Source organism: Pelagimonas phthalicica, from assembly GCF_004364805.1.
Lineage (GTDB): Bacteria > Pseudomonadota > Alphaproteobacteria > Rhodobacterales > Rhodobacteraceae > Pelagimonas > Pelagimonas phthalicica.
Genome location: NZ_SOAP01000001.1, coordinates 1936007 through 1957097, shown reverse-complemented (window position 1 = coordinate 1957097; position 21091 = coordinate 1936007). Strand labels below are relative to the sequence as shown.

At 58.2% G+C, this 21091-nt stretch carries 21 protein-coding genes; 7 read left to right on the top strand and 14 right to left on the bottom strand.

Going from position 1 to position 21091, the window contains the following annotated elements; translation table 11 throughout:
- Positions 1 to 89: 89 nt before the first annotated feature.
- The 3 genes from CLV87_RS09505 to CLV87_RS09495 all read right to left on the bottom strand — a co-directional run bounded on the left by CLV87_RS09505 (position 90) and on the right by CLV87_RS09495 (position 2903).
- Positions 90 to 1373, bottom strand: a complete 1284-nt coding sequence (locus tag CLV87_RS09505) for a Na+/H+ antiporter NhaA (RefSeq protein WP_133840734.1) — start codon at positions 1371 to 1373, stop codon at positions 90 to 92.
- A 167-nt stretch (positions 1374 to 1540) separates the two neighbouring features.
- Positions 1541 to 2566, bottom strand: a complete 1026-nt coding sequence (locus tag CLV87_RS09500) for a permease (protein WP_099241637.1) — start codon at positions 2564 to 2566, stop codon at positions 1541 to 1543.
- A complete protein-coding gene (locus tag CLV87_RS09495) occupies positions 2559 to 2903 on the bottom strand; it encodes an ArsR/SmtB family transcription factor (protein WP_099241639.1) in 345 nt (114 codons plus the stop codon). Before CLV87_RS09495 ends, CLV87_RS09500 begins: the two co-directional genes overlap by 8 nt.
- 104 nt (positions 2904 to 3007) lie before the next feature.
- Between CLV87_RS09495 and CLV87_RS09490 the strand changes: the two genes are divergently transcribed.
- Together CLV87_RS09490 and CLV87_RS09485 are read left to right on the top strand one after the other, a co-directional pair.
- Complete coding sequence (locus CLV87_RS09490) at positions 3008 to 3604, top strand: uracil-DNA glycosylase family protein (RefSeq protein ID WP_099241641.1); 597 nt, start codon at positions 3008 to 3010, stop codon at positions 3602 to 3604.
- Positions 3597 to 4385, top strand: a complete 789-nt coding sequence (locus CLV87_RS09485) for an SseB family protein (RefSeq protein ID WP_099241643.1) — start codon at positions 3597 to 3599, stop codon at positions 4383 to 4385. The genes CLV87_RS09490 and CLV87_RS09485 overlap by 8 nt, the downstream gene beginning before the upstream one ends.
- Here CLV87_RS09485 and CLV87_RS09480 read toward each other — a convergent pair.
- The 6 genes from CLV87_RS09480 to CLV87_RS09455 are packed head-to-tail and all read right to left on the bottom strand — an operon-like array spanning position 4378 to position 10982.
- Positions 4378 to 5382 carry a P1 family peptidase gene (locus CLV87_RS09480; protein WP_099241645.1) on the bottom strand — a complete coding sequence of 335 codons (1005 nt, stop codon included), beginning with the start codon at positions 5380 to 5382 and terminating at the stop codon, positions 4378 to 4380. The genes CLV87_RS09485 and CLV87_RS09480 overlap by 8 nt on opposite strands.
- A gap of 57 nt (positions 5383 to 5439) precedes the next feature.
- Entirely contained in the window at positions 5440 to 6180 is a 741-nt protein-coding gene (locus tag CLV87_RS09475; RefSeq protein WP_099241646.1) for an SDR family oxidoreductase, read from the bottom strand.
- A gap of 12 nt (positions 6181 to 6192) precedes the next feature.
- Positions 6193 to 7635 carry an aldehyde dehydrogenase family protein gene (locus CLV87_RS09470; RefSeq protein ID WP_099241648.1) on the bottom strand — a complete coding sequence of 481 codons (1443 nt, stop codon included), beginning with the start codon at positions 7633 to 7635 and terminating at the stop codon, positions 6193 to 6195.
- On the bottom strand, positions 7625 to 9229 hold the full coding sequence (locus CLV87_RS09465; RefSeq protein ID WP_099241650.1) for an ABC transporter ATP-binding protein: 1605 nt from the start codon (positions 9227 to 9229) through the stop codon (positions 7625 to 7627). The genes CLV87_RS09470 and CLV87_RS09465 overlap by 11 nt, the downstream gene beginning before the upstream one ends.
- Positions 9226 to 10041 carry an ABC transporter permease gene (locus CLV87_RS09460; protein ID WP_099241652.1) on the bottom strand — a complete coding sequence of 272 codons (816 nt, stop codon included), beginning with the start codon at positions 10039 to 10041 and terminating at the stop codon, positions 9226 to 9228. The genes CLV87_RS09465 and CLV87_RS09460 overlap by 4 nt, the downstream gene beginning before the upstream one ends.
- Positions 10038 to 10982: an ABC transporter permease gene (locus tag CLV87_RS09455; protein WP_099241654.1), complete on the bottom strand. Its 945-nt coding sequence runs from the start codon at positions 10980 to 10982 to the stop codon at positions 10038 to 10040. Before CLV87_RS09455 ends, CLV87_RS09460 begins: the two co-directional genes overlap by 4 nt.
- Positions 10983 to 11119: 137 nt before the next feature.
- Here CLV87_RS09455 and CLV87_RS09450 point away from each other — a divergent pair, with 137 nt between their 5' ends.
- From CLV87_RS09450 to CLV87_RS09440, 3 genes are read left to right on the top strand one after another with little or no spacing between them, the layout of a single operon-like run.
- Entirely contained in the window at positions 11120 to 12613 is a 1494-nt protein-coding gene (locus CLV87_RS09450; protein WP_099241656.1) for a DUF4153 domain-containing protein, read from the top strand.
- Positions 12610 to 13281 (top strand): response regulator transcription factor, encoded by a 672-nt coding sequence (locus CLV87_RS09445; protein WP_099241658.1) that lies wholly within the window; start codon positions 12610 to 12612, stop codon positions 13279 to 13281. The genes CLV87_RS09450 and CLV87_RS09445 overlap by 4 nt, the downstream gene beginning before the upstream one ends.
- Positions 13278 to 14234 carry an ATP-binding protein gene (locus CLV87_RS09440; RefSeq protein ID WP_099241660.1) on the top strand — a complete coding sequence of 319 codons (957 nt, stop codon included), beginning with the start codon at positions 13278 to 13280 and terminating at the stop codon, positions 14232 to 14234. Before CLV87_RS09445 ends, CLV87_RS09440 begins: the two co-directional genes overlap by 4 nt.
- On the opposite strand, the gene CLV87_RS09435 is transcribed toward CLV87_RS09440, so the two are convergent.
- From CLV87_RS09435 to hmgA, 5 genes are all read right to left on the bottom strand, one after another.
- On the bottom strand, positions 14225 to 14425 hold the full coding sequence (locus CLV87_RS09435) for a DUF2783 domain-containing protein (protein WP_099241661.1): 201 nt from the start codon (positions 14423 to 14425) through the stop codon (positions 14225 to 14227). The genes CLV87_RS09440 and CLV87_RS09435 overlap by 10 nt on opposite strands.
- Positions 14422 to 16050, bottom strand: coding sequence for an FAD-dependent oxidoreductase (locus tag CLV87_RS09430; RefSeq protein ID WP_099241663.1), 1629 nt, complete (start codon positions 16048 to 16050; stop codon positions 14422 to 14424). Before CLV87_RS09430 ends, CLV87_RS09435 begins: the two co-directional genes overlap by 4 nt.
- A gap of 84 nt (positions 16051 to 16134) precedes the next feature.
- Entirely contained in the window at positions 16135 to 17085 is a 951-nt protein-coding gene (locus tag CLV87_RS09425) for an MBL fold metallo-hydrolase (RefSeq protein WP_099241664.1), read from the bottom strand.
- Positions 17086 to 17161: 76 nt separating this feature from the next.
- Positions 17162 to 18421 carry a fumarylacetoacetase gene (gene fahA, locus CLV87_RS09420; protein WP_099241666.1) on the bottom strand — a complete coding sequence of 420 codons (1260 nt, stop codon included), beginning with the start codon at positions 18419 to 18421 and terminating at the stop codon, positions 17162 to 17164.
- A gap of 124 nt (positions 18422 to 18545) precedes the next feature.
- On the bottom strand, positions 18546 to 19904 hold the full coding sequence (gene hmgA / locus CLV87_RS09415) for a homogentisate 1,2-dioxygenase (RefSeq protein ID WP_099244526.1): 1359 nt from the start codon (positions 19902 to 19904) through the stop codon (positions 18546 to 18548).
- Between the two features lie 128 nt (positions 19905 to 20032).
- Between hmgA and CLV87_RS09410 the strand changes: the two genes are divergently transcribed.
- Together CLV87_RS09410 and maiA are read left to right on the top strand one after the other, a co-directional pair.
- Positions 20033 to 20476, top strand: coding sequence for a MarR family winged helix-turn-helix transcriptional regulator (locus tag CLV87_RS09410; RefSeq protein WP_099241668.1), 444 nt, complete (start codon positions 20033 to 20035; stop codon positions 20474 to 20476).
- A complete protein-coding gene (gene maiA / locus CLV87_RS09405) occupies positions 20473 to 21090 on the top strand; it encodes a maleylacetoacetate isomerase (protein ID WP_099241670.1) in 618 nt (205 codons plus the stop codon). The genes CLV87_RS09410 and maiA overlap by 4 nt, the downstream gene beginning before the upstream one ends.
- The last annotated feature ends 1 nt before the right edge of the window (position 21091 follow it).

Here is a 21091-nt window from a genome sequence, read left to right as displayed (position 1 = left end):
CATTATGGCTAGAATTGGAAACAAAAACAACGCAGGCCCCGTTTCGGGGCCCGCTTGATCAACAATATACCACAAGTATGAAGCCGTGTTTACAGCTCTTGCTTTTGCACACGCGTGACCTTGCCCGCGATGATAGACACGATGGCAGCCGCAAAGCTAAACAAAGCCCCCATTTTCGCCGCGTCCTGCACAGGGCCGGCATCAAAGGCCACGGTGGCAACAAAGAGCGATACGGTAAAGCCAATCGCGGCGACAAAACCGATAACCACGAGGTCGATGATCCGCATCCCTTGCGGTATTCCCAACCTCAAAGGACCGGCAGCAAACCAGCCAAATATCAGAATTCCCACAGGTTTCCCGATCAAGAGACCTGCCAAAACCAGCCAGGTCGCATCCCCCATCGAGGAAAACTGCACCCCGGCATTCAACAAGCCAAAGAAGAACAGAATAATCTCAACAGGATGTTTCAACGCGTGCTCCATCATGTTGAGCAGGTCATGCAAATGCTCTTCGGCAGCGGCAAAGATCCCAAAGGCGCGGTCGGCATGCGGAATGGTTGGAACGATGGGCAGCAGGCCCAGCGCCGGATGCAGGCCAGACATCATGAACCCGTACCAGCTGGCACAAGCAGCGATCAGGTATGGCCAGAAAGAGAGAGTTTTACGGAAGAAGGTCGAATTCGGGCGGTCTTGTTTACCACGATCCAGACGGCGCGGCAGCCAATTGGCCAAAACATACACCCCAATCGCGGCCCCCAAGGACAAGAGCAGCCATTCCGGCGCAAGTTCGCCGGACGGGTAGAAGATCGCCAAAATGATCAGGCCCGCCGCGTCATCGGCAATCGCCAGCAGCAGAAGGAAACGAACAGCCGGGTGCCCCGCGCCAAAGACCAAACGGCCTACGAGATAGCTGAATGCGATATCCGTCGCGGTCGGAATGGCCCAACCATTGGCGACGGCATTGTAAGTGTCAGACCCCAAGAGATAGGCCAGACCCAGATAAACACCAATCGGCCCAAACATCCCGCCCGCGGTCGCAAATAGCGGAGTCGCTGCCTTTTTGCCGCGCAATGATCCGTTTTTGAGGATCACCGCCTCCCATACTTCCTTTGCCGCGATGGCAAAGAACAGCGCCATGAGAATGTCATTGACCAGGTAATGCAGCGTCAGCGTGCGATGCCCATGATGGTAATGCCCAATCGGCGCATGATCCCAGATCACGAATTCGACAAAGTGGTGGTAACTATCGGCCCAGTAATGCGGCTGGCCCGCCACCGGGGCCAAAGCGTCGAGGTTTGCCCAAACCAGAGCGGTCAATGCACCAAAAATCAGCAGCAGCGAATAATTGGTCAGGAAGTTCCAGACGCGATACATGGGTTCTCCTCAAGGCCGAATACCGTCAGTTTCAGTCGGATTTACCGAATTTCAACCATTTGAGCAACGCGCGCCACGGAATGCTAGCGCAAAAGTAACCGCCCCAAGATTTTTTTCTTGGGGCGGTTCATGAAAAGCTGTATTTTGGTTGCCTATTTATTGGGCAATCAGGCGATTGCGCCCCAGGCTAATCCGGCCAACACCGATCCAATCAGCGCAAAGCCAAGATAGGCGGCGAACACCCGAGGTTTCACCAAGGCCCAGACTGCAATCGCGGCCGGGATGCAGCTGACGCCACCGGCAAGCATAAAGCTCATCGCGGCTCCAGGGGCCATACCCATTTCCAGCAGTTCCTTGACCAGCGGAACCGCCGCATAGCCATTCAGATAGGCGGGCATCCCGACAAAAGAGCCAAGCAGGATCGGCATGATGCCTTCGCCACCCAAAACCTGCGCCACCATCGAGGCCGGAACATGACGGATCATCACCGCTTCGATCAAATAGGCCAGGGTCAGCCATTTCAGCAAAAAGACAGCGTTGGTCAGAGCGGTGCTGCGGAATGTGTCCACGCGGTCTGCTTCATTCCAGAATTTCCAAACCGGTTTTTCGGAAAACGGGTTTTTGACACCACAGCAGCCACCAACCTGAGGTTTCTCCCGCAACGGATCGGCGAAAACCGGCGTGTTCTTGAGCAACATGGTGCCAAAGCCGCCGATCAAACCGATGCCAATCGCGGCAAATACCTTGGCCGTTGCGAATTCGAACCCCAAACCACCCGCAGTGATCGAATACATCGCCGGATCCATCAGCGGTGAGGAAATCCAGAACGCCATCACAGCACTAAGCGGGGCACCGACGGCCAAGAGCGCCGCGATAAAGGGGATGACTTCGCAGGAACAAAAGGGGGAAAGCCCGCCCAACAAGGCAGCAAGGACAATCATCCGAAGTTCGCGTCCTTCGAACGCCTTGGCCAACAGGTTTTCCGCCCCGGTTGCTTTGAGATAGGCCACCGCCAGAACAGCGAACAGGATAAACGGCGCAGTGTTCAGCAAAGCATTGAATGTAAAGGACACTGTGGGCCAGAATTCGGGCCATTCGAACAGTGCAACGGCTGCCAGAATGACCAGCGACGCCAGCCAGGCCGCCGAGATTTTGGGCCAGCGCGGCCCTTGGGTTTGGGTTGTATCAGCCATGACGGTGATCCTTGGATGGGGTGTCGCAATCAGCGCAACACTGGCTTAGCAAATAGTCGGAAAGTGCCTCGACTTCAGCGATGTCGGCACCGGCGCAAATCGTGCTGCGCCCTTGTTTTTCCTGTTTGACCAACCCAGCCGCCGAAAGAATTTTCAGATGATGGGTCAGGGTTGACCCTGTGATCCCGCATCGTTCCCCTAATTCGCCAATGCTAAGCCCGTCCGGCCCGGCCCGCACCATTGTGTGCAGAACCAAAAGCCGTTGTTCCGAGCCAAGCGCCGCGAATTTGGACGCTGCAGTTTCCAAGGTGAGAGATGGGGAATCAATCATTTTCATATTTCTAGTTTTGTCGAAATAACTTCCCAACGCAAGCTTTATTTCGACATTTGTCGAAATGAAAAGCTCTAGGCATTTTCAGACGCTACGATAGATCAGAGGGCATGGACGCTCTTTTGTCAGAAATCCGGACCTGCACGCTTTGCGCAGATCGCTTTGCCAGCACGGAAACGGCGCATGAACCGCGCCCCGTGCTGCGCATCTCGGAAAGCGCGCGCATTTTGGTTGCAGGGCAGGCACCGGGGATGAAAGTGCATCTGTCCGGCAAGCCGTTTACCGACCCCTCGGGCGACCGGCTTCGGGACTGGATGCAAGTGGACGAAGCTACCTTTTACGACGCCTCCCGCATTGGTATTTTGCCGATGGGGTTTTGTTTTCCCGGATATCGCAAAGGATCTGATCTGCCACCCCCGGCCATCTGCGCCAAGACATGGCGCAAACGCGTTTTAGGCCATATGCCCCAAATCCAGCTGACACTTTTGATCGGCGGCTATGCGCAGAAATGGCACCTGAGCGGTTTTGATCACCCGAAACGCAATGTCAGTGACACGGTGGCGCATTGGCGCGATTATGCGCCCGGGGTAATCCCCTTGCCGCATCCGTCCTGGCGCAATACCGCTTGGCTGAAACGAAATCCCTGGTTCGAGGCCGAGCTGCTGCCCGTGCTCAGAACCCGCATCCAAGAGGTCTTGAATGGCTGACACCTTGATCGACACAGCCTTTGCCGCCATGAACGCCGCGCCCGAGGACGACGCGGCCCGGTTGCGGTTCTACGATGCCTTGACCAGTTCCGAGCTGTTTCTGATGCTCACCAAAGAACCTGAGGGTGAGAATATCGAGCCCGAAGTCTTCGAAGTACAGGATGCCGCCTTTGTTCTGGTGTTTGACCGCGAAGATCGGATTTCAGAATTTGCCGGTCGCCCGGTGCCCTATGCCGCCCTGCCCGGCCGCGCTTTGGCGCAGATGTTGGCAGGCCAGGGGATCGGTATTGCCCTGAACCCCGAGGTCGCCCCGTCCGAGTTCCTGCTGCCACCCGAAGGGGTGAATTGGCTTTGCGGGACATTGGATCACGGCCCGCAGGAACGTGAGGCGAGGCCCGAAAAGCTGGCCGCACCGATGGGCCTACCGCAAGAATTGCTGTCCAGCCTTGATGCCAAGCTTGCCAGTGCCGCCGGGTTGGCGCGTTCGGCCTATCTGGCGCATGTGATTTATGATGATGGCAGTCAGGGGCATTTGCTGGGCATCACCGGTGCCATTCCCGAAGCCCAGCGCGCCTTGGCCGGGGCCGTGAACGACGCATTGGTTTTCTCGGGGCTTGAGGCCGGAATGCTGGATGTCGCCTTTGTCGAGGACAACGATATCCTGACGGCGGAACTGGCGCGGGTTGCCTTGCGTTTCGACCTGCCCGAAGCGCCCAAGGCCCCGACTTATGAACCGGTCACACCCGGATCAAACCCAGACAGCCCGCCCATCCTTAAATAAGGCCCAGATCCTGTCGGATGGCCGGCAAGGTGTCCCCGGGTTCCGGGGTCGCCTCCCAAACTGCGCGGGCGATGGCGCGGGCCAGGCACAGGCTGGCCGCATGACCTATAGCGGCCAATTCGACCCCGGGATCAGCCAGTTCATGACTGCCGGTTGAGGACGCAAAGACCAGATCACCATCCATCGGGCTATGAGCGGGCAAGATCGCCCGCGCCATCCCATCATGGGCCGCAACCGCCATACGGTGGCATTGAGCCTTGTCCAGCCGGGCATCGGTGGCGACAATGGCAATCGTGGTATTCCCAAGGCTCGCCATGGCCGGCACCTTACGGCTAGGCGGAAGGGTGATGCCGGGATTGGTGTCTGTTCCCAGCCCGCCAAATTCCTTGTCGATCTCAAACGGTGCTGCCCAGAAATGCCGGCCCGAGGGTGTCGTGACACTGCCCATCGGATTGACCGCCACCAGCGCTCCAACCGTCGCTCCGCCCGGCAAAACCAGACTGGCCGAGCCTAAACCGCCCTTGTGCATGGCCGTTTGCGCCCCGGCCCCTGCCCCGACTGTGCCCAACTCGAAATCCGCCGAGGCGTCAGCCAAAGCCGCGCGCCCCAAAGCTGGATAGGGGTTTTCGCCCCAATCCTTGTCACCGCCATTCAGCAAGTCAAAAATGATCGCGGCTGGAACGATGGGAACGCGGGCGGAAAACACTTCAAACCCGCGGCCCTGTTCGTGCAACGCATCCATCACCCCTTGCGCTGCGGCCAGACCAAAGGCGCTGCCACCGGACAAGACCAGCGCATCAACGCCCGGTGCGGATTTGTCCGGTGCCAATAGATCGGTCTCTCGCGTGCCGGGCGCGCCGCCATGGACGGCGACAGAGGTCGTAAACGGCGCGTCGGATACCAAAACGGTAGTGCCAGTCTTTAGCTCAGCATCCTGCGCATTGCCCACGCGCAAACCTGCAACATCCGTGATCAAATTCCGTGTGCCCGGTTTCATGCGACACCCCTTTCCAAACGATTGCGAGGCGGCCCAGTCGGGCCGATGAGCAGCGCCTTAGATGCAGCGCCCGCCATCAACCTCCATGCAGACGCCAGTCACCATGCTGGCCTCGTCCGAACACAGATACAGCGCTGCATTGGCGAGGTCCTCGGGCGTTGAAAACCGCCCCAAGGGGATCGTTGACAGGAATTTTGCCCGGATCTCTGGCGTGTCCTCACCCATAAAGCTTTTGAGAAGCGGGGTTTCCCCTGCGACCGGGTTCAACGCATTGACCCGTATGCCCTCGGGGGCCAGTTCCACGGCCATGGTCCGCGTTGCGGTGATCATCCAGCCTTTGGAGGCGTTATACCAGTTCAAACGCGGGCGGGGGGAAACACCTGCCGTTGAGGCAATGTTCAAAATCGCGCCGTTTCCCTGTTGCTTGAACTGCGGCACCAAGGCCTGAGCGGTCAGGTAGACCGATTTGCAATTCACCGCGAAAACCCGGTCGAAATCTTCTTCGCTGACCTCATCCAATGGTGTCGGCAAATGGGTCACCCCGGCATTGTTCACCAAGATATCGACGCCCCCCATCTGATCATTGGCTTGCGTCACCATTTCTGCCACGCTTGCCCGGTCCGAGACATCAACGCGGCAAGCGATCCCGCCATGCTCGGCCACAAATGCCTCTGCCGCGTCACCATTAATATCAGCGACCAGAACCTGCGCGCCTTCGGTCAAAAACCGCTGCGCGATCCCGGCCCCAAAGCCAGACGCCGCCCCGGTGACAATCGCGCGTTTGCCCTGCAATCTCATCTTAATCCTCCCTCACCCGTGATAGGCCGCCACGGTTTTCAAAACCGAAAAACCGTATAACGCCTCAAATCCTTTTTCCCGCCCATGGCCGGACTTTCCAATGCCGCCAAAGGGCAGCTCAACCCCGCCACCAGCGCCGTAATTGTTGATAAACACCTGGCCGCTTTTCAGCTTTTTCGCCAGTCGCATCTGCCGCGCGCCATCACGCGTCCAGATACCAGCCACAAGGCCATAATCGGTACCATTGGCGATGCGAACTGCCTCTTCTTCAGTGTCAAACGGGATGATCACCTGAACCGGGCCAAAGATCTCTTTCTGGGCCAAGTCGTGATCGGGTGCCACAGGGCCATAAAGCCTAGCAGGCACGTAATACCCGTCAGGCAGATCATTGTCCGGTGTGCTTTCCGCCAAAATCGGCAACTCGCCCGCTTGCGCCAGAAAACCCAGCACCTTATCGCGTTGCCGCGCGTTGATCAGCGGCCCGATATCCGGATCACTTGACGCAATGCCAATGCGCTTGCCACGATAGGCCTCGGCCATTTGCTGACACACCTCATCCAAACGAGACCTGTGAACCAAAATCCGGGACGAGGCAGAGCAGGTCTGCCCGGCGTTCTGCAACCCGGCATTCACCAGAAACGGCAAAGCAGCGTCAAGGTCGGCGTCGTCGAACACGATCTGAGGTGATTTCCCGCCAAGCTCAAGCGTGACCGGAACCACATTCCGCCCCGCCGCCTGTTGCACAGCCGCGCCGGTTTCGACCGAGCCGGTAAAGCTGAGGTGATTGACACCCGGATGACCGGCCAGCGCCGCCCCGGCCTCGGCCCCCAGACCGGGGACAACATTCAGCGCGCCATCCGGCAGCCCGGCCTTTTGCGCCAGATACGCAAACATCAGCGCCGTCAAACAGGCATCTTCCGCTGGTTTCAACACACAGGCATTGCCCATGGCCAAGGCCGCACCGACCGAGCGCCCAATGATCTGCATCGGATAGTTCCAAGGCACGATATGCCCAGTCACCCCATGTGGTTCCCGCATGGTGTAGACCGTATAGCCGTCCAGATAGGGGATGCTTTGCCCATGCACCTTATCCGCCGCCCCGCCATAAAACTCGCAATAGCGCGCCAAAGCCACCGCATCAGCGCGGGCTTGCGTGATCGGCTTGCCAACATCCAAGGCTTCGAGTTCGGTCAGCAGATCGACATGCTCCAGCACCAGCTGGCCCAACCTCGTCAAAACCCGGCCACGCTCCACCGCGGTGAATTCGCCCCAGGCACCGTCCAAAGCGGATTGCGCCGCCTGAACAGCCGCATCAACCTCTGCCTCTCCGGCGCGGGCAATTTTTGTCAGTTCAGACCCGTCAGAGGGGTTGGTAAGCGTCACATGCTGCGCGACAGCCTGCCATTGCCCACCGATCAGGACATAGCTTGGGTCAAACTGTAGCTCAGGACACATGTCTTTCTCCTAATTCTGGCAAACGGGGCGCGGCGGCGATCAAGTTCTGGGTGTAGTGATGTTCAGGCTTATCAAAGACACGCGCGGTTTCACCATGTTCGACGATCTCACCGGATTTCATCACCATGACCCGATCCGTGATCGAACGCACAACGCTAAGGTCATGCGAGATAAACAGGTAGGCGAGGCCGTACTCGCGACTCAGCGCAGCGATCAGATCAAGGATCTGCGCCCGCACGCGGACGTCCAAAGCTGACACCGCTTCGTCAAAGACAATCAGTTTGGGCCGGATAATGAGCGCGCGGGCAATGGCAAGGCGCTGTCGTTGTCCTCCGGAAAAGGCATGCGGGTATTTCTGGGCATCCGCAGCAGAAAGGCCGACCGCCTCCAGCGCCTCTTCGATGGCGTTTTGGCGCGCTGTACCGGTGGGCGGATGGTCCAACAGGTGGAAGGGTTCGGTGATCAACCGCTCTACCTTGTGACGTGGGTTGAAGCTGCCGAACGGGTCCTGGAACACCACCTGGATCTGGCGCTGGATATACCTGTTGGGTTTGCCGTTGGAATAAACCGGCGCGCCATCAAGACGGATGTCACCAGCGCTCACCGGATCGAGCCCAAGAATGGCGCGGGTCAGGGTCGACTTGCCACAGCCGGATTCACCAACCAAACCCACCCTTTCACCTGCAGAAATGTCAAAAGAGACATCACGCACGGCGGGAAAGCGTGGATGCGCCGCAAAAGGGTGCGGGCGCGGCAAGAGGTAGTCACGCGATACGTTCTGAACCCGCAGCAATGGGTCGCCCAGATCAATATCTGCCAGATCCGCCTGATGGGCCGAGGCCGCAAACAGCGCACGCGTATAGGGGTGAGACATCTGCGCAAAGAGGTCTTGCGTCACGGCCTGTTCGACAATCTGCCCCGATTTCATCACCGCAATCCGGTCGGCCATCTGCGAGACCACCGCAAGATCATGGGTGATCATCAACAAGGCCAGCCCTTCGCTTTTGCAAAGATCCTTGAGCAGCTCCAAAATCTGAGCCTGGGTGGTGACATCCAAAGCCGTGGTGGGCTCGTCCGCGATCAACAGTTTCGGACGCAGGGCGATGGCCATGGCAATCACCACCCGCTGGCGTTGCCCACCCGAAAGCTCGTGCGGGAACCGCCCCAGGGGAAAGCGATCTTGTGGCAGGCCGACCTTGGTCAGTACATCAGCCGCCCGCGCCCAGGCCTGTTTTCGGGTCGCGTCACTGTGCACACGAATGGTCTCCGCCACCTGCTGACCGATGCTTTGCACCGGGTTGAGGGCGGTCATCGGTTCCTGAAACACCATGCCGATCTCGGCCCCGCGAATGGCGCACATCTGTTGCTCGGTCTGAGCCAGCAGATCCTGCTCGTGCAGGTGGACCTCCCCCTCAACATGGGCGGCATTTGGCAATAAGCCCATGATCGCCAAAGCCGTCATGGATTTGCCGGACCCGGATTCGCCAGTCAGAGCGAGGATTTCGCCCGATTGTATCTCCAGCGAAACCTTGTCCAAGACCCGTTTGCCCTGGATCGACACAGAAAGATCCTGCACTTGCAACAAAGCGGTCATGCCACCCTCCGCCGCAATTTCGGATCCAAAGCATCGCGCAGCCCGTCACCCAACAGGTTCAGCCCCAGAACCGTCAGAACAATCGCCATGCCGGGAACAATCGCCACATGCGGCGCAAGCGACACCATGGTCTGAGCATCCGCCAGCATCCGCCCCCAGGACGGCACCGGCGGCTGCGCGCCAAGACCGACATAAGACAGGCCTGCTTCGGCCAGAATACCCAAGGAAAACTGGATAGTGCCCTGAACAATCAGCAGATTGGCGATATTAGGCAAGATATGCTCGACGCTGATCCTTGTTGCGGTTTTGCCCGCCGTGCGCGCCGCAAGGATGAATTCCCGCTGCCACAGGCTCAGCGCCGCGCCACGCGACAGGCGGGCAAAGACCGGGATGTTGAAAATGCCGATGGCAATGATCGCGTTGACAGCGCCGGCCCCGAAAACCGCTGTGATCAGAATGGCGATGACCAGCGAGGGAAAGGCAAAGATCAGGTCGTTGAGGCGGGAAATGACTTCGTCCAGCAGGCTTCCTTGCCTCGCCGCGGCTGCCAGCCCGAGCGGCACGCCAACCCCCATCCCGATGCCCACCGCCACCACAGCAACAGCCAGAGAGGTGCGCGCGCCCACCATGATCATCGACAAAAGATCGCGGCCAAAGTGATCGGTGCCCAGCCAATTGGTTCCATCGGGCAGACGCATTCGGGCGGCGATGTTCACCGTGTCGGTTTCAAAGGGCGTCCACATAAAGGAGACCAATGCGCCAATCAGAACAACCGACGACAAACACGCCCCGATGATCAGGTTCCTGTTCATGCGCGCCGCCTAAGCCTTGGGTCGGCAATCGCATAGGCCAGGTCGACAAGGAAATTCACCGTGATCACCGCAAAGACCAACAGCATGACCACGCTTTCCACAACGATCAGATCGCGCTGCGATATGCTTTGAAACACCAACCGCCCGAGGCCCGGCAAGAAAAAGACCTGCTCAATGATGATCGCGCCTGCGAGCAGAAAGCTGAATTGCAGACCGATGATTGTCAGAACCGGGATAAGGGCATTGCGCAGCCCATGCCGCCACAATGCCTGACGGCGGCTCAGCCCTTTGGCGCGGGCGGTGCGCATGAAATCTTCGCCCAGAATGTCGATCAAGGATGAGCGCATGACACGAGTCAGGATCGCAGCCTGAGGCAAGGCCAGGGCAATGGCGGGCAAGGTCAGGGATTTCAACGCAGCCGCCGGGTCATCCCATCCGGGGAAACCACCCGATGGGAACCAGCGCAGCTTGATCGCGAACAGGGCGACCAGCAGCATGGCAAACCAGAAATTGGGGATCGCAACGCCGAACTGTGTTGCGCTCATCACACCCGCATCAGCCACGCCTCCACGCCGGGCGGCGGCCAAAACTCCTGCGGGGATCGCAATCAAGGTCGACAAAGCCAGCGCCATCAGCGCCAGCGGCAGGGAAATCCACAAGCGGTCGGCCACCATCTCGGATACCGGGCTGCGATAGGTGTAGGACGTGCCGAAATCTCCCACCAACATGCCGCCAACCCAATTCAGGTAGCGCTGCGTTTTAGGCACATCCAACCCCAATTCGGCCCGCAAGGCGGCCACCGTGTCGGGTTGTGCATTGATGCCCAACATATAGCTGGCCGGATCACCCGGCGCGACTTCGACCACAAGGAAGATCACCAAAGAGGCCACAGCAAGGCTGAGGATCAAAGCTGTCAAACGCTTGAACACATAGGCAATCATGGCGGCAGCCTAGGCGCGCCTTTCCCTTTGGTCCAGAGGCGAAAATCAACCCTCTGCACAATTCCTGCACAACTGCGCAGACTCTCCTGCACATCCCCCTCGGCAAAAAAGGCCCAATAAAAACATGAGGGACCGAGATGATCGAACCAATGGAAATCCGAGGCCTGCCAAGATCGCTGCAACGTGATGCCTGGTGGATGAGTGTTGAGACACCCGAGCCATTGGCTCCTGCCGCCGAGAAAACCGCAAGCGGTGCCACGGACGCGCCTTTCCCGCGATGGGTCGGGTTGCTGTGGTTGGTCGTTTTGGCGGACCTCCTGTTTTGGGAAAAAGAGGCCGGGCTGTCATTGGCCATTTTCGCGCTGGCCCTGTTCTTTACCGCCGTATTCGGGGTTTCACCGCGCCGCCGGATCGTCGGGCCAAGCGTGTTGGTAGTTCTGTCTTGCCTGCCGGTAATCGAATTCTCGCAACCCTTGTCCAAGGCGTTTCTGGTCTTTGGCTTTCTGATCTCTCTGGTCTGGGCCTTTAACGGCTCCAAGACGTGGCGGGATCTGCTCGAGGCCACAACCGGATTCATCGCCAAATGGCCTGACCGGTTTTTGCAGCCCATGACCGCGCCTTTCTCAATGACACGAACTCAAGGGAAACCGTCGGGGGCGGTCAAAGACTTGCTTCGCCAATGGGCCTTTCCCTTGGGCGGTGTGTTCCTGTTCGCCAGCCTGATGTTGAATGCAAACCCGGTGCTTGAAAGCCTGGTCGTCAGCAATCTGGATCTGCAAACCCTGTTCAGCCGCGCATTCTTTTGGGGAGGGCTCGCCCTGTTGATCGCGCCGTTTTTGATCAGCGAACCAACACAACTGGCGCTGCCGAAAACCCCGACCGGAAACTGGCCAAAGATGCTGGATACTATTGGCATCAACTCCGGGTCTTGTCTGCGGGCGCTTTGGTTGTTCAACGGGGTGATTGCTGTGCAAACAGCGATGGATATCAGCATCTTCCTTGGTGGGGCGAGCCTGCCCGAGGGCATGACCTATGCCAGCTACGCCCATCGCGGGGCCTATCCGCTGCTAGGAACCGCGCTCTTGGCCGGAGCCTTTGCCCTGGCAGCGCGGCCCTTTGTGGCTGAACACAAGATGACCAAACCGCTGATCTACCTGTGGCTTGCCCAAAACATCGCTCTGTGCCTGTCTGCCCTGCTGCGGCTTGACCTGTATGTTGATGTCTACGGCCTGACCTATCTGCGCATCTACGCCATGATCTGGATGGGGCTGGTTGCTGTCGGGCTTGGGTTGATGATCTGGCAAGTGGCCCGCAGCGAAACCAACCTTTGGCTGCTTGGCTCTTGGTCCGGTTTGGCGGTCATCACCCTCTATATTTGCAGTTTCGCGAACTTTGCCGAACAAATCGTGCAGCATAACGTGGCTTTGGCGAAGCCGGATTTTGGCTATATCTGCCACTTGAACCCGACGGCGCGCGGAGCCCTTGGCCATCCTGACGCGGCCATCGTGTCACAATCCTGCCCGATCAACCAATTGAACGCATTGGATAACTGGCAGGAATGGGGCTTTCGCAATTGGCGCTCGGGTCTCTATGATAGCAGCGCGCAGGTTATGCAGGAGCGGCAGCAATGAGTATTTTGGTTGTAGATGACGATGCCCGATTGCGTGATCTGGTGCGTATTGCGCTGGAACGGGCCGGTTATCAGGTGATCACGGCCTCGGACGGTAAAATCGCCCTGACTCACGCCTTGCGCGAAGAACCCGAACTGATCGTGCTGGATGTCGGACTGCCAGAAATGGACGGGTTCGAAGTTTGCCGCAAGATCCGTGCCACATCCGAAGTGCCGATCCTGTTCCTGACTGCCCGCGACGATGAGATTGATCGCATTGTTGGGCTTGAGCTTGGCGCAGATGACTATGTGACCAAACCCTTTTCCCCGCGTGAGCTGGTGGCCCGCGTGCGCGCAATTTTGAAACGCATGGGCGGGGTGGCGCAAAAGACGCGGCATCAGGGGCAGATCACTTTGCATGTTGAGGCTCGTCAGGTTGAGGTCGCAGGTGCAAACATTGCCCTGACCGGTACCGAGTTTTCCTTGCTCGACCTGTTTATGAAAAGCCCCGGCAAGATGCTGTCACGCGCCCATCTGGTGGCCGAAATATGGGGCGCGCGGAGCGAAGTGTCGGATCGCACGCTCGACAGCCATTTGCGCAACTTGCGGCGCAAGCTGTCCGACGCCGGATGCCCCGACGCAATTGAAACCGTGCATGGCCAAGGTATTCGCCTGGGGCCCTGCACATGACCCGCAAATGGCGCCCGTCGCTTGGCCTGGTTATCGGCGGGGCCCTTGCCGGAACTTTGGTCTTGTCCTTTCTGGGCCTCATCGCCCTGCGCTATTTGGGGCCGGAAATCGGATTTCGCCAGGCGGCGATGGTCCTGGGTGTGATCATTGCGGCCATCACCGCCGTGCCGGGCTGGTTGCTTGTCCGCCTGTTGCTGCGCCCGATCCATGACCTGGAAACCTACGCCGCCGCGCAGGAGCAAGGCCAAGACGCCCCTGCCCCGCGCCATTTCGGCACCAAAGAGATCGACACAACCGCGCGCGGCGTAATTTCCATGGCCGAAGCCCTGCGGGACCGCGAGGCGACGATCCGCTCTTATACCGATCATGTCACCCATGAGCTGAAAACACCGGTTTCGGCCATTCGGGCAGCAGTCGAGCTGCTGTCAGATGACCCTGAGCTCAGCGCAGATAACCGGGTACTGTTAGAGCAAATCAATGGCGCGCGCCTGCAAATGGAAGCCCAGCTTGAGGCCTTGCGCGAGGCAGCTCAGGCCCGCGAAGTTCGCTACTTAGGAACTTGCGAGATTTCCGAGGTGATCGCCGAATTGCAGGGTGATCACCCGATTTTGACGCTCACCCTGGAAGGTGTCGCCACCCGGTTTCCCATTTCAGGGAAAGGCATGGCGATTATCCTGTCTCAGCTCCTGCGCAATGCGGCAGAACATGGGGCACAGACGGTTCAACTGGTGGCGACCGCTGGCCAGCTCACCCTGCAGGATGACGGCAGCGGCATATCCGATGGCAACGCGGCGCGGATATTCGAACCCTTTTTCACCACCAAGCGGGAAAGTGGCGGAACAGGCATGGGACTGGCTGTTGTGCGCAATATTCTGCACGCCCATCGCGGAGAAATCGCGTTGGTTCCCAGCCAGACCGGCACCCGGTTCGAGATCGACTTTGCTCAGCCCTGACCTGCGTTTCGAGCCATTGTCATAGCATCATTCAAAACGTCGCTGTCACCAATATGATTGGACAGGATCAGAATCAAACGCGCGTTCAGGGCTGCGCTTTCCTCATCACTCAGCCCGTCATGGGCTTCGATCAGTTTGGCATAAAACCCGTCTGGATCGGCGAAATTGGGTTTGGTGTTCACGCTGCTCATGCTGTCACCTCCTTGCCGCAAGCTATCTGAAGTGCCGCCTGCACGGCTTGTTCATCAAAACGATCCCAACGCGCTGCAACATGTTGGTCGGGGCGGATCAGATACACAGCCGAAGCCGCATCGCCCAAATACCGCTCAGTCAGAGCACCTGTCGCATCATCAGAGGCCGTGATGGCCAGTCGTTTGGCCGTCACACCGTCAACAGTGATCTCGTCAGGCGCATCCGCGTCAATGGTCAGGATCTGGAACCCATTGCCCAATTGCGACAACAGATAGCCCGCCCCCAAAGGCGCATCCGGGCAGGCGCTGCCGACACGTGTTCGCGCAGGGCCACCCGTCAAATCGTCAGGCCCGTTCAGGGACAGCCCATCATAGGTGCAAGGCACCGACAGACGACCCGAATTGACCAAAGGTCGGGCGAATTCATATTCCCCCGCCAAGCTCAGCACGGCATTGCGGAACGTGTGGCTGATCTTGGATTTAGGCGTGATGAAATCAGTTGCCCGCGTGGAGTTGAGAATATTCTCATCCGCGCCATAAACCCGCTCTTCGGAATAGGTATCGATCAGACGTTCGGGTGCTTCGCCACGGATCACCATGCCCAGTTTCCAACCGAGATTGTCCACATCCTGCATGCCGGAATTCGCCCCGCGCGCACCAAAGGGCGACACCTGATGCGCGCTGTCTCCGGCAAAGATCACGCGGCCATGGCGGAATTGATCCATGCGTTTACATTGGAACGTATAGATCGAGGACCAGACCATCTCGTAGTCAACATCGCCCAACATGGCATCCAGCCGCGCGCGGATGTTTTCCTCTTTCATTTCTTCCTTGCGATCCACGTCCCAGCCGATCTGAAAGTCGATCCGCCACGTGTCGTCGGGCTGTTTGTGCAATAACGTCGAGGCCCCGGAACCATGTGTAGGTTCAAACCAGAACCAGCGTTCGGTTGGAAAATCGGCGGTCATTTTGATATCCGCGATCAAGAAGCTGTCTTCAAAGACCCGCCCTTCGAAATCCAGCCCCAACATGCCGCGCAACGGGCTAGACGCCCCATCGGCACCGATCAGCCAATCCGCCTGCAGCTTGTACTCGCCATCCGGCGTGGTGATCTGCAACTCGACATAATCATCAAACTCGGTGACGGAATCGACGCGGTTTTTGCCGCGCAACTCGATCGGTGCACCGGCGGCCTGCGCCTCGCGCACACGATCGACGAGGAACTTTTCGAAATAGGGTTGCTGGAGATTGATGAAAGCTGGGTATTTGTGGCCCTCCTCCGGCAGCAGGTTGAATTCGAAAACCTTGCCTTCCTTGTGAAAGACTTTGCCGAGGTTCCAGACCACGCCCTTGTCGAGCATCGGTTCGCCGCAGCCATAACGTCCGGCAATTTCCATGCTCCGCTTGGCGAAGCAAATGGCGCGCGATCCCATGCCAATGCCTTCGTGGTCGTCCAGCACAACCACCGGAATCCCTTGCAAGCCGAGGTCCAAAGCCATGGCAACCCCGATGGGGCCTCCTCCCATCACGACAACCGGATGGCGCACCGGGCTGTCTGCATCTTGATCCGCGCTGCGCTCATACGGGTAGAGCTTGAACGCCAGTGAGTAGCGGTCTTGGAACATATCGGCTCCTCCTTTTCCGACAGGCAAAGGCGCGTTTCCCTTGCCAAAGCAGATGTAGGGTGGGGTTTTACCCCACCATCGCTCTTAACCTTGCAGGGCTTCCCACATTTCCTTGTCGCGCTCTGCGGTCCAGACGCGGGGAGTATCGATACCGCGGGCTTCGTCATAGGCGCGGGCCACGTTGAAGGGCAGGCAGTGTTCGTAGATGGCGTAATCTTTGAACTTCTCGTCACAGGATGCACGCACCGCGTCCCAGGCCTCTTTCAGCGATCCACCACGGGCGACGACTTTTTCCACCGGTTTGTAGGTCGAGCGAACAAAATCTGCGGTTGCGGCAATGGCCTTTTCAACCATGTCTTCGCCGACCAACGCGTCACCCCGGCCCGGCGCGATGCTTTTGGGTTCAAAGGATGCGATGTTCATCAGGGTCTCTTCCCAATCGCCAAAATGCCCGTCACCGCAATAGCAGGCAGAGTGGTATTCAACGATGTCACCGGTGAACATCACCTCCTGATCCGGCACCCAGACCACGGCGTCACCGGCCGTGTGGGCGCGGCCCAAATGCATGATGTCAACGCGGCGATTGCCCAGATAGACCGTCATGGAATCGCTAAAGGTTGTGGTTGGCCAAGTCAGGCCCGGGATTTCTTCATGCCCCTGGAACAGGCGCGGGAAGCGGTCGAATTCACTGGCCCAATCCTCGGCCCCGCGTTCAGCTACCATGGCACGCGCGGTGTCTGACATGATGATCTCGCGGGCACCATAAGCGGATGCGCCCAGCACGCGCACCGCGTGGTAATGGGTCAGAACGAGGTGGCTGATAGGCTTGTCGGTGACTTCGCGCACATGCTCGATCACTTTACGGGCCAGACGCGGGGTCGCCTGTGCCTCGACGATCATGACGCTGTCATCGCCGATGATCACACCGGTATTAGGGTCCCCTTCAGCGGTGAAGGCATAAAGACCCTCGCCCACTTTGGTAAAGGAGGTTTTCTTTTCTTCCATATCGCCTGCAGAGGCAAAGGCCTTGGCCATGGGAATTCCTTTCGAATGTCGGTGCCGGACGCGGGGTTGGATGCCTCCGGCGGGGATATTTTTACCAAGAAGAAGCTTAGGCGTGCTTGTTTTCACCGGCGGGGAGGATGGTTCCGGTGCAGCTGCCAAACCCGATGCGGAACCCATCACCCTGGGCATGGCCTGTCAGGGTCAATGTGTCGCCATCTTCGAGGAAGCTGCGCGTCTCGCCGGTATCAAGGGTCAACGGCTCTTTGCCACCCCAGCTCAGTTCCAGAAGCGATCCGCGGTTTTCCTTTTCAGGACCAGAGATGGTACCGGAACCGAGCAAGTCACCAGTATTCATCGCGCAGCCAGAAGTCGTGTGATGGCACAGCTGCTGGGCCGCTGAATAATACATCTCGTTATAGTTTGTGCGCGCGATGGTTGTGGCGTCTTTGCCTTCCGGGGCAAGGGTTACGGCAAGCTCGATGTCATACAGCATCGGGCCTGGTTCCTGTAGATAGGGCAACAGCTCGCGCTCACGGTCTGGGGTGGAAGTACGGAACCCTTCCAACGCTGCTTTGGTGACGATCCACGGGCTCACGCTGGTCGCGGTCGCTTTGGCCTGGAACGGGCCAAGCGGCTGATATTCCCACGCCTGGATATCGCGCGCTGACCAGTCATTCAGCAGCACATAGCCAAAGATCATGTCATCCGCTTCCTGCACGCTGACCATGCCTTCGGATGGGGTGCCGACAATTGCCCCCATTTCCAGCTCCAGGTCAAAACGCGCGCAAGGGGCAAAGCGCGGCAGGTCGTCATTTGGACCCTTTAGCTGGCCCCAGGGACGGCGCACATCGGTGCCGGAGACAACGACAGAAGAGGCACGACCGTTATAGCCGATAGGGATCGACAGCCAGTTGGGCGGCAGCGCATTTTCCGGCCCGCGGAACATGGTTCCAACGTTAACGGCGTGGTTCTTGCCAGCATAGAAATCCGTGTATTCACTGACCGAAAACGGCATCAACATCTCGGTGCCGACCTGCGGCACCAGATAGCTGACCAGTTCCGGCGCGTCACCGTTTTCCGCCGAAAGCAGTTTGGTGATCTTGGCACGAAAGGCGGCCCAGACATCGGGGCCCAGCCCCATGAACTCGGTCCAATCGCCGAAAAAGAACACTTCGTCCTCTTCGTCACTCGCCATCAGCAACCCATCCTCTTCCAAGGCGGTTACATCCAGGATCATATCGCCAATGGCCACGCCGCAATGGGCCTCGCCATCTTCGGTACGAAACGACCCATAGGGTAGATTGTTGAGTGGAAAATCGGTCTCGGGCGTGTTCGCGCTTTCGACCCAAGATTTCATCAAAGGCATGATGTCCCTTTCATGTGAATGATCACCCCCGGTGTCCTATTGGCAGAAATGCCCTGAGGGTCTGAATACGTGGGGTGCCAATGCCAGAGTCGCATTGGCACCGGGGCGGTGCCCCTTTACGCACTTATTTCTTACCAGGCGTTCCGTCGAATTTCTTTTCGATCGTTTTCCAGCAGTCGATATAGTCATCCTGTAGCGGTGCCTCATTGGCGGCAAACGGCGTCAGGTGCTGCGGGAAGCGTGTTTCGAACATGAAGGACATGGTGTTGTCCAGCTTCTCGGGCTCCAGCTCGGAGTAAGACGCTTTGTCAAAGGCATCACGGTCCGGCCCATGCGGCAGCATCATGTTATGCAGGCTCACACCGCCAGGGATAAAGCCCTGAGGCTTGGCATCATACTGGCCATAGATGTTCCCCATCAGCTCGGACATGATGTTCTTGTGATACCAAGGTGGGCGGAAGGTATCCTCCATCACCATCCAGCGTTCGCGGAACAAAACAAAGTCGATATTGGCCGTGCCCGGCACGCCAGAAGGCGCGGTCAGAACGGTAAAGATCGAAGGATCCGGGTGATCAAACAGGATCGAACCGACCGGGCAATAGGTCTTGAGATCATATTTCACCGGCGCGTAATTGCCGTGCCAGGCAACCACATCCAGCGGTGATTGCGGGATCTCGCATTCGTGGAACTGGCCGCACCATTTGATGGTCAGTTTTGAGGGCACTTCACGGTCTTCGTAAGCGGCGACGGGTGTTTTGAAATCGCGGCGGTTGGCCATGCAGTTGGCCCCAATCGGGCCACGGCCCGGCAGTTCAAATTTCTGACCGTAATTCTCGCAAACAAAGCCACGGCAGGGCCCTTCGAGAACCTCAACCCGGTAGACAAGCCCGCGCGGAATGATTGCAATTTCTTGTGGTTCGATATCGATCACACCCAGTTCGGTGCAAAAGCGCAGCTTGCCTTCCTGCGGAACGACCAGCAATTCGCTGTCGGCGGAAAAGAAATAGCTATCTACCATGCTCTCATTGACCAGATAGATATGTGTCGCCATGCCGACCTGGGTGTTCACATCTCCGGCTGTGGTCATGGTGCGCATGCCGGTCAGCCATGTCAGGTCTTCACCATGTGGAACCGGATCCCAACGGTACTGGCCCAAAGAAATCACGTCAGGGTCAACACATGGGGCGGATTTCCAGAGCGGCAGGTCGATCTTGGAATAGCGCGAGGAATGTTTGACCGAGGGACGGATACGGTAGCACCAGGTGCGTTCGTTCTGGTGGCTCGGCGCGGTGAAGGCCGTGCCAGACAACTGCTCGCCATAAAGACCATAGTTGCAGCGCTGAGGGGAGTTCATGCCTTGCGGCAGCGCTCCGGGCAGTGCCTCGGTTTCAAAGTCATTGCCGAAACCCGGCATATAACCTTCATGTGTCCCGGTTGTGTCCGTGGCGCGGATCATCCCGCTGGGCAATTCATGACGAGTCATCTTGGTCCCTCCCAACTTCATCTTTGGCCACATAATTCGTTGCATTCGCAACGATGTCAACAATTTTGTTGCAAATGAAACGTTTCTTGGGGCAATCTCTGTCGAACCCTGATTGTGGAAGAACTTGCATGTCGACCCCATTGCCCGACTTTGATCTGGACCGCTATTTGCCCTTTCGTTTTGCCGTGGTCGCGTCGCGTCTCAGCAACGAACTTGCCCAGCAATACCGTGAAAAATATGACATCTCGATCGCCGAATGGCGGGTTCTGGTGAACCTCGCCTATTCAGACAGCACGTCTGTGCGCGACATTGAACGACGTGTCAGTATGGAGAAATCCAAGGTCAGCCGCGCGGTCAGCCGACTAGAGGAAGCGGGATATCTGACCAAGTCTGTCGATGAAAATGACCGCCGCCTGCTCCAGCTTGAATTGACCGAATCGGGCACTGAAATGGTCCGGGATCTGGTGCCTTTGGCGCAATCTTACCAGGATGAACTGGTTGCGATGCTGCAGGACAAGATGCCGGGACTTCAGGATGCGCTGGATGACCTGATGCAGGGGGCCGATCTGTGACAATTCTCTATGATTACTGGCGCTCCTCCGCCAGCTACCGTGTCCGCATTGCTTTGGGTCTTGCCGGAGAAGACTGGCAGGGCGTTTCCGTGGACTTGCTGCAAGGGGCGCATAAATCCCAGGATCACCTGGCTCGAAATCCGCAGGGGCTGGTTCCGGCGCTGGAGATTGACGGTGTTACGCTGACCCAATCCGTGGCAATCACCGAATACCTCAACGAAACACGACATCTGGGCCTTCTGCCCGATGACCCTATTAAGCGCGCGCAGGTGCGGGCAATATCGCAGGCCATCGCCATGGAGATCCACCCGGTCTGCAATTTGAACGTCGCCAAATTTGCGACCGCTCAAAGCGACGGCAAGATGTCGATGCAGGACTGGATGCAGCATTTCATAACGCCCGGCCTTGCCGCGGTCGAGGAAATGGTCACCGGTGCCCGTTTCTGTTTCGGCGACCGTGTGTCGCTGGCCGATATCTGCCTGATGCCGCAACTCTACAACGCCCAGCGCTGGGAAATCGACCTGAGCCCAATGCCAAAACTGCGCGGCATTCATGACAACCTATCGCAAATCCCGGCCTTTGCGGCGGCGCATCCCGACCGGGTTAAACCCTAAG

Coding starts and splice junctions, on each gene's coding strand:
- CLV87_RS09505 (WP_133840734.1), bottom strand. CDS start 1,373: ATGTATCGCGTCTGGAACTTCCTGACCAATTATTCGCTGCTGCTGATT.
- CLV87_RS09500 (WP_099241637.1), bottom strand. CDS start 2,566: ATGGCTGATACAACCCAAACCCAAGGGCCGCGCTGGCCCAAAATCTCG.
- CLV87_RS09495 (WP_099241639.1), bottom strand. CDS start 2,903: ATGAAAATGATTGATTCCCCATCTCTCACCTTGGAAACTGCAGCGTCC.
- CLV87_RS09490 (WP_099241641.1), top strand. CDS start 3,008: ATGGACGCTCTTTTGTCAGAAATCCGGACCTGCACGCTTTGCGCAGAT.
- CLV87_RS09485 (WP_099241643.1), top strand. CDS start 3,597: ATGGCTGACACCTTGATCGACACAGCCTTTGCCGCCATGAACGCCGCG.
- CLV87_RS09480 (WP_099241645.1), bottom strand. CDS start 5,382: ATGAAACCGGGCACACGGAATTTGATCACGGATGTTGCAGGTTTGCGC.
- CLV87_RS09475 (WP_099241646.1), bottom strand. CDS start 6,180: ATGAGATTGCAGGGCAAACGCGCGATTGTCACCGGGGCGGCGTCTGGC.
- CLV87_RS09470 (WP_099241648.1), bottom strand. CDS start 7,635: ATGTGTCCTGAGCTACAGTTTGACCCAAGCTATGTCCTGATCGGTGGG.
- CLV87_RS09465 (WP_099241650.1), bottom strand. CDS start 9,229: ATGACCGCTTTGTTGCAAGTGCAGGATCTTTCTGTGTCGATCCAGGGC.
- CLV87_RS09460 (WP_099241652.1), bottom strand. CDS start 10,041: ATGAACAGGAACCTGATCATCGGGGCGTGTTTGTCGTCGGTTGTTCTG.
- CLV87_RS09455 (WP_099241654.1), bottom strand. CDS start 10,982: ATGATTGCCTATGTGTTCAAGCGTTTGACAGCTTTGATCCTCAGCCTT.
- CLV87_RS09450 (WP_099241656.1), top strand. CDS start 11,120: ATGATCGAACCAATGGAAATCCGAGGCCTGCCAAGATCGCTGCAACGT.
- CLV87_RS09445 (WP_099241658.1), top strand. CDS start 12,610: ATGAGTATTTTGGTTGTAGATGACGATGCCCGATTGCGTGATCTGGTG.
- CLV87_RS09440 (WP_099241660.1), top strand. CDS start 13,278: ATGACCCGCAAATGGCGCCCGTCGCTTGGCCTGGTTATCGGCGGGGCC.
- CLV87_RS09435 (WP_099241661.1), bottom strand. CDS start 14,425: ATGAGCAGCGTGAACACCAAACCCAATTTCGCCGATCCAGACGGGTTT.
- CLV87_RS09430 (WP_099241663.1), bottom strand. CDS start 16,050: ATGTTCCAAGACCGCTACTCACTGGCGTTCAAGCTCTACCCGTATGAG.
- CLV87_RS09425 (WP_099241664.1), bottom strand. CDS start 17,085: ATGGCCAAGGCCTTTGCCTCTGCAGGCGATATGGAAGAAAAGAAAACC.
- fahA (WP_099241666.1), bottom strand. CDS start 18,421: ATGCCTTTGATGAAATCTTGGGTCGAAAGCGCGAACACGCCCGAGACC.
- hmgA (WP_099244526.1), bottom strand. CDS start 19,904: ATGACTCGTCATGAATTGCCCAGCGGGATGATCCGCGCCACGGACACA.
- CLV87_RS09410 (WP_099241668.1), top strand. CDS start 20,033: ATGTCGACCCCATTGCCCGACTTTGATCTGGACCGCTATTTGCCCTTT.